Source organism: Streptomyces monomycini (assembly GCF_022271435.1).
GTDB lineage: Bacteria > Actinomycetota > Actinomycetes > Streptomycetales > Streptomycetaceae > Streptomyces > Streptomyces monomycini.
Genome location: NZ_JAFIQY010000002.1, coordinates 237061 through 253423 on the forward strand (window position 1 = coordinate 237061; position 16363 = coordinate 253423).

The 16363-nt window shown below is 70.9% G+C and carries 15 protein-coding genes; 3 read left to right on the forward strand and 12 right to left on the reverse strand.

The features are described from left to right. Positions 1–30: 30 nt before the first annotated feature. On the reverse strand, positions 31–936 hold the full coding sequence (locus tag JXZ78_RS41290; protein WP_505016622.1) for a DUF6191 domain-containing protein: 906 nt from the start codon (positions 934–936) through the stop codon (positions 31–33). Between JXZ78_RS41290 and JXZ78_RS41295 the strand changes: the two genes are divergently transcribed. Together JXZ78_RS41295 and JXZ78_RS03695 are read left to right on the forward strand one after the other, a co-directional pair. Continuing rightward, on the forward strand, positions 821–1147 hold the full coding sequence (locus tag JXZ78_RS41295; protein ID WP_157851479.1) for a hypothetical protein: 327 nt from the start codon (positions 821–823) through the stop codon (positions 1145–1147). The genes JXZ78_RS41290 and JXZ78_RS41295 overlap by 116 nt on opposite strands. 116 nt (positions 1148–1263) lie before the next feature. Continuing rightward, the gene (locus JXZ78_RS03695) at positions 1264–1557 is read left to right on the forward strand and encodes a hypothetical protein (protein ID WP_050502108.1); all 294 of its coding nucleotides are present in this window, start codon (positions 1264–1266) and stop codon (positions 1555–1557) included. Positions 1558–1564: 7 nt separating this feature from the next. On the opposite strand, the gene JXZ78_RS03700 is transcribed toward JXZ78_RS03695, so the two are convergent. The 10 genes from JXZ78_RS03700 to JXZ78_RS03745 form a co-directional block, all read right to left on the reverse strand. Then, on the reverse strand, positions 1565–2626 hold the full coding sequence (locus JXZ78_RS03700; protein WP_030018275.1) for an alpha/beta hydrolase: 1062 nt from the start codon (positions 2624–2626) through the stop codon (positions 1565–1567). A 114-nt stretch (positions 2627–2740) separates the two neighbouring features. Next, on the reverse strand, positions 2741–4144 hold the full coding sequence (locus JXZ78_RS03705) for a M1 family metallopeptidase (protein WP_030018274.1): 1404 nt from the start codon (positions 4142–4144) through the stop codon (positions 2741–2743). A 121-nt stretch (positions 4145–4265) separates the two neighbouring features. Then, positions 4266–5096 (reverse strand): class I SAM-dependent methyltransferase, encoded by an 831-nt coding sequence (locus tag JXZ78_RS03710; RefSeq protein WP_030018273.1) that lies wholly within the window; start codon positions 5094–5096, stop codon positions 4266–4268. Between the two features lie 165 nt (positions 5097–5261). Next, positions 5262–6353, reverse strand: coding sequence for an ABC transporter ATP-binding protein (locus JXZ78_RS03715; RefSeq protein ID WP_030018272.1), 1092 nt, complete (start codon positions 6351–6353; stop codon positions 5262–5264). After that, positions 6350–7549 carry an ABC transporter ATP-binding protein gene (locus JXZ78_RS03720; protein WP_372498391.1) on the reverse strand — a complete coding sequence of 400 codons (1200 nt, stop codon included), beginning with the start codon at positions 7547–7549 and terminating at the stop codon, positions 6350–6352. Before JXZ78_RS03720 ends, JXZ78_RS03715 begins: the two co-directional genes overlap by 4 nt. After that, entirely contained in the window at positions 7546–8556 is a 1011-nt protein-coding gene (locus JXZ78_RS03725) for an ABC transporter permease (RefSeq protein ID WP_030018270.1), read from the reverse strand. Before JXZ78_RS03725 ends, JXZ78_RS03720 begins: the two co-directional genes overlap by 4 nt. Positions 8557–8633: 77 nt before the next feature. Continuing rightward, positions 8634–10382, reverse strand: a complete 1749-nt coding sequence (locus JXZ78_RS03730) for an ABC transporter substrate-binding protein (RefSeq protein ID WP_030018269.1) — start codon at positions 10380–10382, stop codon at positions 8634–8636. 70 nt (positions 10383–10452) lie between these two features. Next, on the reverse strand, positions 10453–11454 hold the full coding sequence (locus JXZ78_RS03735; protein ID WP_030018268.1) for an ABC transporter permease: 1002 nt from the start codon (positions 11452–11454) through the stop codon (positions 10453–10455). Positions 11455–12428: 974 nt separating this feature from the next. After that, positions 12429–13235: an enhanced serine sensitivity protein SseB C-terminal domain-containing protein gene (locus tag JXZ78_RS03740; protein WP_030018267.1), complete on the reverse strand. Its 807-nt coding sequence runs from the start codon at positions 13233–13235 to the stop codon at positions 12429–12431. A gap of 160 nt (positions 13236–13395) precedes the next feature. Next, entirely contained in the window at positions 13396–14193 is a 798-nt protein-coding gene (locus JXZ78_RS03745) for an enhanced serine sensitivity protein SseB (protein WP_030018266.1), read from the reverse strand. 196 nt (positions 14194–14389) lie between these two features. Here JXZ78_RS03745 and JXZ78_RS03750 point away from each other — a divergent pair, with 196 nt between their 5' ends. Further along, positions 14390–15181 (forward strand): hypothetical protein, encoded by a 792-nt coding sequence (locus JXZ78_RS03750; RefSeq protein ID WP_050502106.1) that lies wholly within the window; start codon positions 14390–14392, stop codon positions 15179–15181. A gap of 233 nt (positions 15182–15414) precedes the next feature. On the opposite strand, the gene JXZ78_RS03755 is transcribed toward JXZ78_RS03750, so the two are convergent. Next, on the reverse strand, positions 15415–16128 hold the full coding sequence (locus tag JXZ78_RS03755) for an AAA family ATPase (protein ID WP_033037165.1): 714 nt from the start codon (positions 16126–16128) through the stop codon (positions 15415–15417). Between the last annotated feature and the right edge of the window lie 235 nt (positions 16129–16363).

Below are 16363 nucleotides of genomic sequence, written 5' to 3' on the forward strand. Positions count from 1 at the left end.
TGACTGGTAGACCCTTTTCTCTTCAACCGCTCACGGGTCGCCCGCCAGGTGGCGGCCGGTGCGCGCCCGCGGCCCGCGCGCCGCACCCCGGCGGCCTGAGATCATGGGCCCATGCTTCACGTGCTCTACCTGGTCGGCATCTCGGCCTTCGCCGCGAGCGGGGTGCTGGCCGCGTACCGCGCCAACATGGACCCGTTCGGCGGCCTGGTGCTCGCCTTCGCCGCCGCCACCTCGGGCGGCACCCTGCGCAGCCTGATCCTGGACGACCATCCGCTGTACTGGACCCATGACTGGGTGCTGCTCACGCTGATCGTCTGCGTCAGCGTCGGCACCATCATCTACCTGCGGTACTGGCAGCTGCCCCGCAAGTCGCTGCTGGTCGTCGACGCGGTCGGGCTCTCCGTCGTCACCGTCATCGCCGCCCGCGCCGCCATCGCGGCGGGCGCGACCCCGCTGGCGGTGATCATCCTCGCGGTGATGAGCGGGGTGGCGGGCGAGGTGATCCGCGACGTGCTGTGCGGCGAGTTCCCGCCGCTGCTGCTGCGCGAGGACGTCTACGCCATCGCGGCGCTCGCCGGCGCCGCCTCCTACCTGGGCCTGCACCACCTCCACGTACGCGCCGACATCGCCGCCGTGGTCTGCGCCGGCCTGGTCTTCGCCCTCCGGATGGCGGCGGTCTACTTCGGCTTCCACCTGCCGCGTCCCCAGCAGCTCAAGCCGCGGAGCTAGGGCGGGGCCGGCGTTGGCCCGCCGGCCTCCGCGGGCATCGCCCCGGCCGGCGCGCGGGCCGGCCGCCGCCTCGGGCACCACGATGAACGCCGTGCCTCCGGTCAGGTCGACACGGGAGCAGGGCGGCGCGCCGTCGCTCTCGTCGTCCCGCCGCAGCAGCTCCACCCGCCGCTGCTCCAGCTCCGCCGCCTTGTTCCCGTTCACCACCGCCGTGAATTCGTCGAAGGCGATGCTCGACAGCGAAGGCCCCGAGTGCCTGCGCAGCCACGGGATCAGGCCCAGTCCCGTGAACCACCGCCATACGCTCTCCACCACGGCGAACAAGGCCAGCAGACACGCGAAGGCCGGGAAGGACATGAGCCAGACCGTCACGGGCGGCCCCCCGTCGCCCGTACCGCTGTCGCACGTGTCCCGTTGATCGCCATGGAGACCACTGTTCCGGGTGCGCGGCGCACGGGGATCGGCCCCGAGGACGAGCCGCCTCCCCCATGCGGCGGAGGCGCCGCACGGGAACGGCGAAGTAGGCTCCGGCCCATGGATGCGTTCTTACCGTTCTTGGTCTTGCTCGCGATCCCCGTGGTGTTCCTGGCGGACCGTGTTCTGCTGGCGATGGAGGCCCGGGGCTGGATCTACTGGCGCAAGACCAAGCGCCTGTCGTCCATCGGTGTCGACCTGGTCCAGGAGGGCTCCCCCGGGGCGCAGGCCGTCAAGCGCGCCATGGAGCAGGAACGCGTGCGCAAGAACGTCAGGCCGGCGCAGGACCCGCCCGTGCGGGTGGACCTGGACAGCGGCACGGTGCACATTCGCCGCGCCGGGCAGCGCAGCTGACCCCGTACTACGCCGCCGGCCGCGGCGTCTCCAGCTCCTGGCTCAGCCACCCGAAGGCCGCCGGGTACATCCGCGTCCAGGTGCCGTAGTTGTGGCCGCCGGTCGGCAGCACCAACGTCCTGACCCGGGTCCTGGTGCCTTCGGCCGCCTTCTTGAAGCGCTCGATGTTGGCGGGCGGGCTGATCGGGTCCTGCGCCGAGGTCGCCAGGAACAGCCCCACGTCGGCCTTGGCGTTCCGGACCAGCCACTGCGGGCTGTTGCGCTGCCGCAGCGCCGGGTCGGTGAGCACGTCCGGGTCACCGGTCAGCGGGTCGGGGTCGAAGGCCACGCCCGCGCCGAACGTCTTCGGGTACTGGAGCGGCAGCTTGGCCGCGCAGTACCCGCCCGTGGAGAAGCCCAGCAGCCCCCAGTTCTTCGGCCCCGGCGCGGTACGGAAGTGGTGGCTGATCAGGTCCGTGACGTCGGTCGCCATCCAGGTCGCGGTCTTGCGGTGCGGAGTGTCGGAGCAGTCGGTGTCCACGCTGCCCGGGTTGACGACGGGCATGGCGAGGATGAAGGGGTGTGCCGCGTTCGCGTCGACGAGCTGCTGGAGGTCGCCGGGCATACCGCCCTGTTCGAGCCAGGACTGCGGTGAGCCGGGCACGCCGTGCAGCAGCATCACGACCGGGAACCTGGTCTTGCGGTACGCCGGGTCGTCGTACTGCGGCGGTGTCCAGACCATCACCTGGCCGGAGAGCTGGGACTTCGCCCCGCGGAAGTACGTGTCCTTGATGCCGTTCGGGCCGTCGTTGAACTTGGCGCGCGCGACCGGCGGCCCCGGCATGGCGACCGCGTCCTGCTCGGTGCCGAGCAGGTCGTCCCAGGAGGCGTAGAGGCCGTAGCTGTTGTTGATGGCGACCGCGACGACGCAGATGGCGGTGAGCTGGCACAGGCCGATCAGGAGGATTCTGGCCAGCCAGCGCAGGGGCCGCGGCCCCCGGGCTCTTCCCCACAGCAGCAGCGTGGCCAGGACGGCCAGGACCGTCGCGATCACCAGCACCACGAAGAACGGGGTTCCGGTCAGACTCATCCGCCTCCCCTTTCACCACACGTACCACCATCGACGGTACGTGACGGATCGGGCCGCACCCCGGGGCCGGGCCCGCGTGCCGGAAGGTTTCCGCCGCGCGGGCCCGCCGGTGCGTCAGGGCAGCGCCGGCCTGCCGGTGGTGTGGAGCCAGGTGTGGAAGAGATCACCGAGCCGCTGTCCGGAGATCTTCTCCGCGAGGGCGATGAACTGCCGGGTGTCGGCGTTGCCGTGGCGGTGCTGTTTCGTCCACGCGGGCAGCAGCCTGAAGAACGCCCGGTCACCGATCCGCTCGCGCAGCACCTGGAGCGTCATCGCGCCGCGCGTGTAGACCGACCGGTCGAACATGGTGTCGCGCTGCGGGTCGCCGATCCTCACCTTCCAGAAGTCGGAGTCGGCGGGGCGGGCCGCGTACGCCGCGCGGAAGGCGTCGTACGCGCTCCGGGTGCCCTTGTGCTCGTCCCACAGCCACTGCGCGTACGAGGCGAAGCCTTCGTTGAGCCAGATGTACTGCCAGTTCCGCGGCGTGACGGAGTCGCCGAACCACTGGTGGGCGACCTCGTGGGCGATGGTCGACTCGCTGCGGACGGCCGAGTAGACCGGCTTGGTCTGGGTCTCCAGGGAGAAGCCCGCCTGCGGCATGTCGTCGACGATCGCGCCGGTCTCCCCGAAGGGGTACGGGCCGAAGACCTGGGCGAAGTAGTCGGTGGTGGCGGCGGTGATGCCGTAGACGTCCACGGTCCCGGTCGGCAGCTTCGGGTCGGTGGCGACGTAGATCGGTGTGCCGCCGGGGGTGACACCCGTACGGACGTCGAACTTCCCGATCGTGGCGGTGGCCAGGTACGTCGCCATCGGCTTGCGCTCGCGCCAGTGGAAGTACGAGCGCCCGCCCTCGTCGTAGCGGTCCACCAGCCGCCCGTTGGAGACGCCGGTCAGGCCCTCGGGCGCGTCGATGCGGATGTCGTAGGTGGCCTTGTCGCCCGGGTGGTCGCTGGAGGGGAACCAGGTGGAGGCGGCGTTCGGCTCGCAGGCGACGAAGACGCCGTCGTCGGTCTTCATCCAGCCGTAGTCCGAGCCGAAGACGATGGGCCCGCTGAGCGGCAGCGGCACGCCTCCGTAGACGACCTCGACGGTGAATCGTTCATCCTCTTCCAGCGGCCGCTTGGGCGTGACGGTGATCTCGTCGCCGGAGCGGGTGAACTTCGCGCGTCTGCCGTCCACCTCGATCGAGGTGACCGCCAGCTTCTGGAGGTCGAGGTGGAAGGAGCTGAGGTCCTGGGTGGCGCGCGCGGTCAGTTCCGTACGGCCGTCGAGGCGTCCGGTGGCGGGGTCGTAGCTGACGCCGAGGTCGTAGTGCAGGGCGTCGAAGCCGCCGTTGCCGAGGTTCGGGAAGTAAGGGTCGCCGACGCCCGGGGCGCCGGGCGAGGCGGCGGGGGCCGCCGCGATGGTGCAGGCGGCGGCCACCGCGGTGGCGAGAGGGAGCAGACGAGCGCGGCGACGTGCTGAACGGGAGAGTGCCATGAGCCGTCCCTTCGAACACACGGATGTCGTCTGGTGAACAACCGCGCCGACTCTGCACTCCGTTGTCGCTTCTCACCCGGGACTTTGCCAACTCGTCATGCCGCTCAGGCCGGTTGACGCCTCAATCGGACTGCTTTCCCTGCTTTCCGGCCACATAGAGGATCTTACGGCAGCCGTCCTCGTCCGGGTCGTCGGTCAGCTTGCGGCCGTCGACCCCGTGCGCGGCGATCAGCCGCAGACCGGCCGCGGCCAGCTCCCGGCGCACCGTGGCGTCGGAGTGATGGTGGTACAGGTGCCGGGAGGACACCCGGCGCCAGGTGTCGTCGCCCGTGTCCGCCCGCGCGAAGTAGTCGTGGGTGACGTCCACGGCCCCGTCGGGCTCGACCGGTACGGGCCCGCCCCGCCACACGTCGAACCGGCCGTCCCGGTCCATGACCTTGGTCACCGCGTAGTCGCGCCGGAAACTGCCCAGCGTCGTCATGTCGAAGACGACGACGCCCCCGTCCGCGAGCTGCCGCCCCAGGCCAGCGAAGGCGGCGGCGAGCTGCCCGCCGGCCAGGTAGGCCAGCGGCTCGCCCATGCAGGTGACCACGTCGAAGGAGCCGAGGTCCGGCATGTCCCGCAGGTCGGCGACGACGAACGGGGTCCCGGCCGCCTCCGGTTTGGCACGGGCGGCCTCGATCATCTCCGGCGACAGGTCGCAGCCGGTCACCGTGTACCCGAGGCGGTCCCGCAGGGCGAGGGTGCCGCGTCCGGTGCCGCACCCCGCGTCCAGCAGCCGCTTGCCGTCCGGCCCGTACCGCTCGACGAGCTTGCCGTAGAAGGTGACCCAGCGCAGCAGGTAAGGATCCTCGACGATGGTGTCGTAGTCCGCCGCGACCGCCGCGTAGGCGGTCAGCGCGGGGTCGGGGGCCGTGGCGTCGGCGTCGTGGGCTTCCTGCTGCGCGGACAAGGCACTACCTCCATGGGACCGGCCGACGGGCGCCGCCGGGGCGCCGCTGAATCTATGGTCGGCAAAACCGGCCGGTCAAGGGCGGTCGCGGACGCGCCGGGGCCGGTACGGATACGGCGTTCCCGCCCGCTCCGTACCGGCCCCGCACACCTCGTGCCCGCCGGTTCAGCCGCCGCTCCCCGCGGTGCCCGGGGTCCCCGCGCCGACGCTCTCCGGCGCGTTCTCCGGATGGTGGCAGGCCACCTTGTGGCCGCCGCGCAGCGCCACCAGCGGCGGCTCGGTGGTCGAGCACACCTCGGTCGCCTTCCAGCAGCGGGTACGGAACCGGCAGCCCGAGGGCGGGTCGATCGGCGAGGGCACGTCGCCGGTGAGCAGGATGCGGTCGCGCTGGGTGCGCCGTTTGGGGTCGGGCACCGGGACGGCCGACAGCAGCGCCTTGGTGTACGGGTGCATCGGCGCCTCGTACAGCGACTTCCGGTCGGCCAGCTCCACGATCTTGCCGAGGTACATCACCGCGATCCGGTCCGAGACGTGCCGGATGACGGACAGGTCGTGCGCGATGATGACGTAGGTCAGGCCCAGTTCGTCCTGGAGGTCGTCCATCAGGTTGACGACCTGCGCCTGGATGGAGACGTCCAGCGCGGAGACCGGCTCGTCGGCCACGACCAGCTTGGGCTTGAGGGCCAGCGCCCGCGCGATGCCGATGCGCTGCCGCTGGCCGCCGGAGAACTCGTGCGGATAGCGGTTGTAGTGCTCCGGGCTCAGGCCCACCAGCTCCAGCAGCCGCTGCACCTCCTTCTTCACCCCGCCCTCGGGCTCGACGCCCTGGAGGCGGAAGGGGGTGCCGACGATGCCGCCGATGGTGTGCCGCGGGTTCAGCGAGCCGTACGGGTCCTGGAAGATCATCTGTACGTCGCGGCGCATCGGGCGCAGCCGCCCCGGCGACAGATGGGTGATGTCCCGGCCCTCGAACTCGATGGAGCCGCCGGTCGGCTCGTCCAGCCGGGTGATCAGCCGGCCCATCGTCGACTTGCCGCAGCCGGACTCGCCGACCACGCCCAGGGTCTCCCCCGGCCGTACGTCGAAGTCGATGCCGTCGACCGCCTGCACCGCGCCCACCTGCCGCTTGAGCAGGCCCTTGGTGATCGGGAAGTGCCGTACCAGGCCGCGCACCTTGAGCAGCGGCGCGGCGTCGGCGCTCGCGTCGGTCCCGTCCGTCGTGCCGGCGGCGACGCCGGTCTCTTCAGTCTCGGTCACAGCTTCGGCGCAATCTCTTCGGTCCAGATACGCTCCCGCTCCTCCTGCGCCAGGTGGCACGCGGCGACGTGTCCTCCGCCGCCGGCCTCGCGCAGTTCGGGGCGGACCGTGCGGGTGACGTTGTCCTTGGGGAGGTCCGCGTACGGGCAGCGGGGGTTGAAGGCACAGCCGCCGGGGACGTTGATCAGGCTGGGCGGCGATCCCTTGACCGGGATCAGGCGCTCGGTCTGCTCGCGGTCGATGCGCGGCATCGAGCCCAGCAGGCCCCACGTGTACGGGTGCTGCGGCTCGTAGAAGACCTTGTCCGCCGGGCCGCGCTCGATGCAGCGGCCGCCGTACATCACCAGCAGCTGGTCCGCCAGTTCGGCGACCACCCCCAGGTCGTGGGTGATGATGATGACCGCCGAGCCGAACTCCTTCTGGAGGTCGCGGATCAGGTCGAGGATCTGCGCCTGGACCGTCACGTCCAGGGCGGTGGTCGGCTCGTCCGCGATCAGCAGTTCGGGGTTGTTGACCAGCGCCATGGCGATCATCGCGCGCTGGCGCATCCCGCCGGAGAACTGGTGCGGGTGGTCGTCCACCCGCTTGTCGGGCTGCGGGATGCCCACCCGGTCCAGCATCTCGACGGCTCGCTTGCGCGCGGTCTTCTTGTCGACGTCGTGGTGGACCCGGTAGGCCTCCACGATCTGGTTGCCGACCGTGTAGTACGGGTGCAGCGCGGACAGCGGGTCCTGGAAGATCATCGCCATCTCGCGGCCGCGCAGCCTGCGCACCTCGTCCGGGTCGGCGCCGACCAGCTCCTTGCCGTCCAGCCAGATCTCGCCCGACATGTCCACCTTGGCGCGCTGCTGCCGGGAGGCCCGGTGCAGGCCCATGACGGCGAGCGAGGTGACGGACTTGCCGGATCCTGACTCGCCGACGATGCCGAGGGTGCGGCCCTTCTCCAGGGTGAAGGAGAGGCCGTCCACGGACTTCACGATGCCGTCGTCGGTCGGGAAGTGCACCTTCAGATCGCGCACTTCGAGGAAGGCGGTGGGCGCCCCCGAGCCGGCCGGAGCCGGTTCGCCGACCGCGGCGCCCGTCTTCGTGAGGTCGGGCGCGGTGGCGGGCGGCCCGGCCGGGGCGGTGGCTCCGGTGCCGGAACCGGCGGTGGGGCCGGTGGCGGGGCCGGTGGTGGAGTCTGGGGAGTCGGTCACGAGAGCCTCACCCGCGGGTCGACGGCGGCGTACAGAACGTCCACCACCAGGTTGCATATGACGATGAAGAACGCGGCGAGCAAGGTGACGCCGAGGATGTTCGGCAGGTCGTTGGCGTTGATCGCCTCGACGGCGAACGCGCCGACCCCCTTGAGGGAGAAGACCTGTTCGGTGATGAGCGCACCGCCGAGCAGCAGGCCCACGTCCATGCCGAACACCGTGATGATGGGAGTGAGCGCGGCACGCAGGCCGTGGCGCACCACGACCTTGCGCTCGCCCAGCCCCTTGGCGCGCGCGGTACGGATGTAGTCCTCGCTCAGCGTCTCCAACATGCCCGCTCTGGTCAGGCGTGCATAGAGGGCGGAATAGAGGAAGGCCAGGGTGATCCAGGGAAGCACCAGCGTCTGGGCCCACATGAAGGGGTCCTCGAACAGCGGCACGTAGTCGCTGCGCTCGATGATCGGCCACTGGTAGGTGAACAGGGCCAGCGCCAGCGCGCCGGTGAAGAACATGGGCAGCGACACGCCGGCCAGCGCGACGCTCATCGCCACCCGGTCGAAGACCGAGCCGGGGCGCAGCGCGGAGAGCACGCCGGTGGCAACACCGGAGACCAGCCACACGACGGCCGCGCCGGCGGCCAGCGAGACGGTCACCGGGAGCCGGGTCTGGATCTCCGGCCAGACCTCCAGGTGGGTCTTGAAGGAGTAGCCGAAGCACGGCACGTTGCATGTGGCGGCGTCCGGGCCGAACTTGTAGTCGACCCCGACGAAGATGCCCTTGAGGAAGTCCCAGTACTGTACGAAGACCGGCTTGTCGAAGCCGAGATTCGCCTTCACCGCGGCGAGGTCCGCGGCCGATGGGGCCTTTCCGATGTACTGCGCGGCCAACTGGTCAGCGGTCTGTCCGGCCAGTTTCGGCAGCACGAAGAAGATGCCGAAGGTGACCGCGCTGACGATCAGCAGCAGAATCACAGCGCTGATCAACCTGCGGATGATGTACGCGAACACGGGACTGCGGCGTCGGCGCCGCGGGCCGGACCGGCCGGCCCGCGGACACCAATGCCTTCACCTGCCTTCCGGGGCTGCTACTTCTTGACGCCGACGTTGAGGTAGTCGTACTCACCGCTGTAGGCGGAGGTGGACACCAGGTTGGTGGCCTTCGGCGAGCGGTACAGCAGGATCTTGAAGTAGGTCAGCGGCACGATGACCGCCTGCTCCATCGTCTTCTTGTCGATCTCCGCGTAGTCCTTCTCGCGCTGGCCCTTGTCGCTGGTGGCGATGGCCTCGTCGAGCAGCTTGTTGATGGCCGGGTCGTCCAGCTCGGACAGGTTGGAGTTGCCGGACTTCTGGATCGCCTTGCCGTTGACGATCTGGTTCAGGTAGCCGAAGCCGGTCGGGTAGTCCGAGCCCCACTGCATCATCATCAGACCGATGTTGTTCTTCTTGGTGAACTCCGGCACGCCCGCGTAGTCCGAGAAGTACTTGCCGCTCGGGTACGTCTGGATCTTGGCGTCGATGCCGATCTTCTTCAGCGAGCCGACGATCGAGGTCGCCGCGTCCACCTCGTCCTGCCGGTCGCTGCGGGCGCTGATCGTGGTGCTCACGTTGCCGGCGCCGCACGCCTCCCACTGCTTCTTGGCCTCGGTCAGGTCGAGGTTCTCACCGTTGTACTTCTGCGGGTACTGGTCGAACTTCTGGTACCCGGCGAGGTCGGTGGGCAGCACGGTGGTGGCGACGTCACCGCGGATCGGTCCGCCCTGCGCGGTCTGCACGGCCTTCTTGTCGACCGCGTACTGCACGGCCCGGCGGCACTCGACCTTGTCGAACGGCGCGACGTTGGGGTTGATCGCCACGTACGACAGGCGCTGGCCCAGCGCGTTGTCGGTGTTGGCCTTCTCCTTGGTGCTCGTCAGGAGCTGGGCCTGGGTCTGGGCGTCCACCCCGCGGCCGGCCATGTCGATGTGCGTGTTGCCGGCCTTCAGGTCCTTGTCGATCGTCGACTGGGCGACCTTCATGTTCAGCACGATCTTGTCCGGCAGCTGCTTGCGCAGCGGGTCGGTCTTGGCGTCCCAGTTCGGGTTGCGGACGAGGACGACCTTCTTGCCCTCCTCGTAGGTGTCGAACTTGTAGCTGCCCGAGGAGGCGATGTTCTTGGTGTAGTCCGCGCCCTTGTCCCTGGCCCGCGGCACCGGAGCCGTCTGCGGGGCGCTGACCAGGTAGTCGAACTCCGCGAAGGGCTGCTTGAGGCGGAAGACGACGGTCTGGTCGTCCGGCGTCTCGATGGACTTCAGCCCCTCCGGGCTCTTGTCCTTGTACGGGCCCTTGTAACCGCCCTCGTTGTCCTTGAGGTACGTCTGGAAGTAGTTCGGGCCGAGCGAGAGCACGTCCCGCGCGAAGTTGCTGCGCTCCACCGCGTACTTGACGTCCTTCGAGGTGATCGGCTTGCCGTCGTCGTACTTCAGACCCTTGCGGATCTTGTACGTCCAGGTCTTGTTGCCGTCGCTGGACTTGCCCATCGACTCGGCGAGGTCCGGCACCAGTTCGTTGCCCTTGGGGCCCGGACCCGGCTTGAAGGTGGTGAGCGGGCGCGCGTACAGACGGCTGAAGTTCCAGACGTAGGCGTAGTACGTGTTGCCCGGGTCGTAGGACTCGGGCGCGTCGCTCATCGCGTACGTGAGCGTGCCGCCCTTCTCGTCCGAGGCGTTGACGATGCCCTTGGTGGCGGCGTTCGCCTCGGCCGAGCCGCTGCTCGAACTCTTGCCGCTGCAGCCGGACAGCAACAGGCCCGCACTGGTGAGGGCCGCGATCGTTGCGACCGGGACTGACCTTCGCATAATGGTCGGTTTCCCCTTCGTTGGTCGGAAACTTGGGTGGGGGCCGCCGGGCGTACGGGCCCGGGCGGTGTCAGCGGCTGCTGCGCGGGTCCAGCGCGTCCCTGAGGCCGTCGCCGAGGAGGTTGAACGCCAGCACGGTGACGAAGATCGCGAGGCCGGGGACGAGCATGTACTGCGGGTCCACCTCGTAGAACTTGACCGCCTGGTTGAGCATCCCGCCCCAGGACGCCTGGGGCGGCTGGATGCCGACGCCCAGGAAGCTCAGGGCCGCCTCGAAGAGGATGTTGGAGGGGATCAGCAGCGTCGAGTAGACGATGATCGGGCCCACCAGGTTGGGCAGCAGCTCCCTGAAGAGGATGAACGGGCCACGGGCGCCCATGCCGCGCGCGGCGTCCACGAACTCCCGCTCGCGCAGCGAGAGCGTCTGGGCCCGCACGATCCGGCCCATGTACGGCCAGTTGAAGAAACCGATCACGAAGATCAGGACCGAGATGTGCAGCGGCAGCCCTTCGAGCCCGAAGGCGCCGCCCTGGAGCGAGGCCGAGATGGCGATGGCGAACAGCAGCAGCGGGAACGCCAGGAAGACGTCCATCAGCCGGCTGATCAGCGCGTCCACCCGGCCCCGGTAGAAGCCGGCCACCACGCCGAGCACGGTGCCGATGGCCACCGACAGCAGCGTCGCGCCGAACGCCACGATCAGCGAGACCCAGGAGCCCTCCAGCACCCGCGCGAGCAGGTCGCGGCCGAACTTCGGGTCCACGCCGAGCGGGTGGTCCAGGCTCATGCCGCCCAGGTCGCCCTTGGGCAGCGTGGTGTTGGGGTCGATGAGGTCCTGGTTCGGACTGTTGGGGTCCAGGCCCAGCCAGGACTGGACCGGCCGGGAGAGCGCCGCGATCAGGATGAGCAGGATGACAACGATGGCACCCGCTACCGCGACCTTGTCGCGCCGGAAGCGCAACCAGGCGATCTGGCCGAGCGAGCGTCCCTCGATCTTCTTGCTCTCGACGCCTTGCAGCACCGCTTCCGGCTGCGCTTCGGCAGCCGCCCCGGTGGTCTCGATCGGTGCGGTCACGGTGCCTTTGACCCCTCTCGGCCGGCGCCGCCGGCCCATGCGCGCCGCGGTCAGCGGCCTGGTTCACATCACTGGTGCGAGTGGTGCGTCTGATGCGGGTGGTGCGTCTCGTGCCAGTGATTCGTCTGGTGCGGGTCGTGCCCTGGTGCGGGACATGCCCTGGTGCGAGTGGTGCTGCTGGTGCAACGGGGAGAGCTCTGGAACAGCTGGAGCAACTGATGCTTGTACTGCTGGCGATGCGGGTACAGGTGTTGCGAGTACAGGTGTTGCAGGTCTTGCGGATGTTGCAGGCGAAGCAGAAGTCGCGGAACGTCACGCGACGACGAGTGGTGCATCTCGTACACAGGGCCGAAACCCTCTGCTGCGGGAGTCTTCATCCGAGTTGCGATCACTCACCAGCCCTGGCCGGGAATGGATGCGCAACTGTGATGTAGCCCACGAGCTTCCGTTATGCGGACACACGCCCCGACTGAGCGGTTCGCACGGAGCCGTACAGGGCTCAACTTCCGGGCAGGGGTGCCCCATTCGATTCGTGGGGCCTTGGGGGCGGGGAAGGGCGAGGCGCCACGCTCCGACGGGTAGGGCGCGGGGGCGAGCGAGACTCGGCGCGAGGCCGGGCGGGGCACCCGCGAGGCCGGGGCGTGGCGCGAGGCCGGGGGCATGGCGCGAGGCCGGGGGCATGGCGCGTGGCCGGACCGGACATGGCGCGAGGCCGGGCGGGGCACCAGGTGCGGCACGGCGTGAGGGGCGGGGCAGCGTGAGGGGCGGGGCAGCGTGAGGCGCGCGCGGCACGGTTCCCGCTCACGCCCCTTGGGTAACCCCCTGTTGGGGGGACGTGGCCGTTCGATTCGCCCTCATAGGCGCGCGATCAGGACGCCACCGGCCCACCGCCCCGGACCGAGCGCCGCGGAAGAGCCGAAGCCCGCGGAAGACAGCATGGGCCTGGGCCGGCAGGCCGGAGCCGGACAGCAGGCTCAGTACGGCCGCGGGTAGCCGTACCCGTACGACGGGGCGGGGGCCGGGGCGGGCGCGGGTACCGGCCCCGCCGCGTAGGCGTCCCGGTCGAAGAACGGCCGCGCGTTGGCCCGCATCCACATACCGACCGGGTCGTACTCGTCGTTCATCGCGACCGTCGAGACGGGCAGCCCCTCCGGCACCGCGCCGATGGACTGCTGGATCATCAACCGCACCGAGTCCACGGCCGGTTGTCCCGTGTCGTACAGGTCCAGGCCGATGGCCAGGTACGGAGCGCCGAGGGCGGGCTGCACCCAGGCCCGGCGCAGGGAACGCACGGCGGGCGTGCGGTGCGCGTTCTGCCCCAGCAGGGCGTAGAACTGGGGAATCTCGATGGCCGGTTCGGTGATCCGCAGCGGACCGGCCGGCAGCCGGTCCAGGCCGCCCGCGATGCGCCGCAGGTCCAGCCACGGGATGCCGACGCCGCCGCCGGGGGCGTGCGGGTTGAGCCACAGGCCCCAGCGGTCGGGGAAGAGGGTGGCCGCGATGTCCCGTCCGTAGACGACCTCGTGGGCACGGTTCCAGCCGCTGGCGGCGAGTTCGGGTGCGGAGGTCACGCACGGCGCGTAGCCGAGCCCGTCGACCTCCATGTTGCCGTACTGCGCATCGGGCGAACCGGCCTGGCCGTGCCAGAGCAGCATCCAGACCTGACCGGCGGCGAGCGCTTGCAGCAACGCCTCGTAGGCGTCGTACCGGCCGGGCGAGACCTGCTGCAGCATCTGCTCGACCTGCCCGGCAGCCGCTCCCTGATGCGCACCCGCGCTCACGTGGTCCGTCCCTTCCTGTCGGCAGGCACGTGGGGTACGCCTGCCGGTTGCAACAACAGCTTAGAGCCTGCGTCCGGACCCCGGCCGGATCAGCGCACGCGGCTTGCGGTCACCGGAAGGGGCGCCCTGGGCGTTCCGGGGCGCGCGGGGGCGCGTACGCCTAGACGGTGTCGCGGGAGTAGAAGGGCCGGACCCGCTCCAGCATCCAGTCGGCGACCGGGTCGCCCTGCGCGAGGTCCAGCATGACCAGTTGGACGGGCCAGGCCAGCGGCGCCCCGCCGAGCGCCCGCCCGAGGGCGGCGGTCACCGCGTCCCGTACGGCCGGATCGTGCGGTGCGACGGCCGCGGCGTCCACCTGGACGCCGACGAACAGCGCGGGCGGGTCCCCCTCCACACTGGCCAGCGCGCGGCGCGCGGTGACCACGAAGCCCGCCGACGAGAACTCCAGCCCGGCCGCGGCCAGGAAGTCCACCGGCTCCTCCTGCCAGTCCGGCTCGAACAGCCGGACCCGCGCGCCGCTCGGCGCACCCGGCTGGTCCGGACGGCCGGTCCGGCACAGCTCGGCCACCGCCTCCGGCGGCAGCGGCACACCGACCGTGCCCTCCGGGTTGACGGCGATACCGAGCAGCGGGGGCAGGCCGCGCGCGAACTCGGCGGCCGGCGCGACGGTGCAGGACATGTGCGGCCCGGCCACCCGCTGGAACTCCTGCTCGGAGCTGAAGACGGGGACGTACGCGGCCGAGCCGATCTCGACGGTGGGCAGGTCCAGGCCCGCCCGGCCCATCCCGGCGCTCTCCGGGCCGCCGCCCTTGGGCAGCGGCACCCATATCCGGCTGCGGCCGAGCACCTCGACAATGCGGGCGCCCGCCCCGGGGTGCCCCACCGAGGCGGCGAGCACCTCCTCCAGCTCGTTGGCGGGCCACTCCAGCCGCGGAATGCCCTGCTCCGGAAAGTCCATGTCCACCCACCCGCTCCGTACCGCTCGTACCGCGCTTTACCTGGTCGACGACCCTAACGCCAGCAGACGGCGGGGGGCCTGGTACGTCCGGACGACCACCGAACGCGCGCGAGCGGTTGCGGACCGTACACACCCCTCTCAAGGTGGCTCCAGGGTGATCTTGCCCTGCCGTTCCTACAGAAAGGCACGTCTCCTGATGGCAACGCACCGGACCGCCTCCGCCCTCGTCTGCGCCACCACCGCCGGCGCCCTCGCCCTCGGCGCCATGGGCTCCGCGACCGCGGCGGAAGGCCCCGAGCCCCCGGTTCGCAACCACAGCATCGTCGTCGACGACATCAGCCGGCTGGCGGACGCCTCGACCGAACTGGCCGAGAAGTCGGCCGACAGCCGCGGCCACTCCGTGGAGGTACGGGCCGCCCGCACCCGTCTGGACACGGTCCTCCAGGACGCGCAGCGGCTGGCGGACCAGCTGAACGAGGACTCCGACCGCACGGTGACGGCCGACAGCGCGCGGCTGCACAGGGCCGCGCAGGACCTGCGCACACAGCTGGACGAGCTGTCCGGGCGCCGGGCCCCGGTACCGGGAGAGGACGCCGAATCCGCGACCCTGACCGGCTCGGTCACCCGTTCCGTCACCGACATCTTCAAGATCCTGGGCCTGGACAAGCTTCTCGGCGGCCTCCAGCAGCAGCCGGCCGCCCAGCCCGCGGCCGCCGACCGTCCGGCCCGGCCCGCCGCGGAGCCGGCGGACGGCGCGGACGCGGCGGACGACCAGTCGGCCGCCCAGCCGAAGGCCCCCGTCAGCGACCCGCGGCCGGGCGACGCCGCCCAGCCGGCCGCCGACCCGCAGCCGGCCGCCGACGCGGAGCAGCCCGCGGACGCGCCGCGCCAGCAGCCCGCCGAGGCGCCGCAGCAGCAGGGCGTGCCCTCGCTGGTCAACTCGGTGCTCTCGCTGCCGACTGTGCTGCTCAAGGCCCTGGGCCTCTAGATCGGCCCGGAGCCGAGCGTCCGGAGGAGGCGCAGATGCGGGAGATACGTCTGGACTAGGACCGGTCATGACGGGTCGTACGGGATGTTCCGTATGACCCGTCAGGTGTCCGGCACTCCGGACCGGAACTGACGGGTACGGACGCCCGCCCCTGGGAGGCGGGCTTCACTCGTTCCCGATGGCGGCCCTCACGCGTATCCGTCGGCCGCCCCCACCCGTACCGTCGGCCGCCCTCACTCGAAGCCGATCTGCCGCAGCGCCCCCGCCGCCGGCCGGTCCAGCAGGACGGCCGAGGTGAAGCCCGCGGGAAGCCGGGCCGCCCGGGCGCGGGCGGCCAGCTGCCGTACCGCGCGCCGGTGGCGGGCGAAGGCGTAACCGGAGACTCCGCGTCCGCGCGAGCGCTGCCCGGACAGCGCGACCTCGGGCGGTACGTCCAACAACAACAGGTGCAGTCCGCGTCCGCCTCGCCGGGCCTCGCGCGCGAGCCAGCGGCGTACCCACGTGAGCGTGCCGCAGTCGTGCACCACCACACTGCCGCCGGAGCGCAGCGCCCGCCGCAGCCCCAGGTAATGGGAGGCCCTGACCAGCGGCCGGTAGAGCGCGTACGGAACCCGGCGCAGCCTGCCGCGCTCCCAGCGCTCCCGTACGTCCTGCGAGTCGATGCGGTGCACGGCGGCGCCCCGCGCGTCGAGGGCGGGCACCACCCGGATCATGAGCGTGCTCTTGCCGCTGCCCGGCAGGCCGGAGACGACCACCACGTCGCCCGCCGCGAAGTGCAGCTCGGCAGCCTCGTGCGGGGTCTCGCGGTCCCTGAGGTCGACGACGTCCACCGCCGGCGCGTCCGGCGCCGCGGTGCGTGCCCGGCCTGGCCTCACCACCCCGAGCGGCACCCGCCGGGGCCCCGGCACGGCGGCCGGAACCGGCTCCGGGACACAGCCCGGAGGCACGCCTCCCGGACTTGTCGCGAGTGCGGCCTGCCTGTGCACCGTGATCGCCCCTCCCGGACCGGTGGTTCCGTCCCCTACCCGCAGAGTGTCAAGAAAAGGTAATGCGCTTCAAGGAATTCCCACGATCCGTACAGTCCCAGGACACTGTCGTGACACCCCCGCGAACACCGGTACGACCAGGGCTCCTGTATCCGGCGATCCCGTGCGATGATGTGCGCGCCAAGTGCCGGGCGCA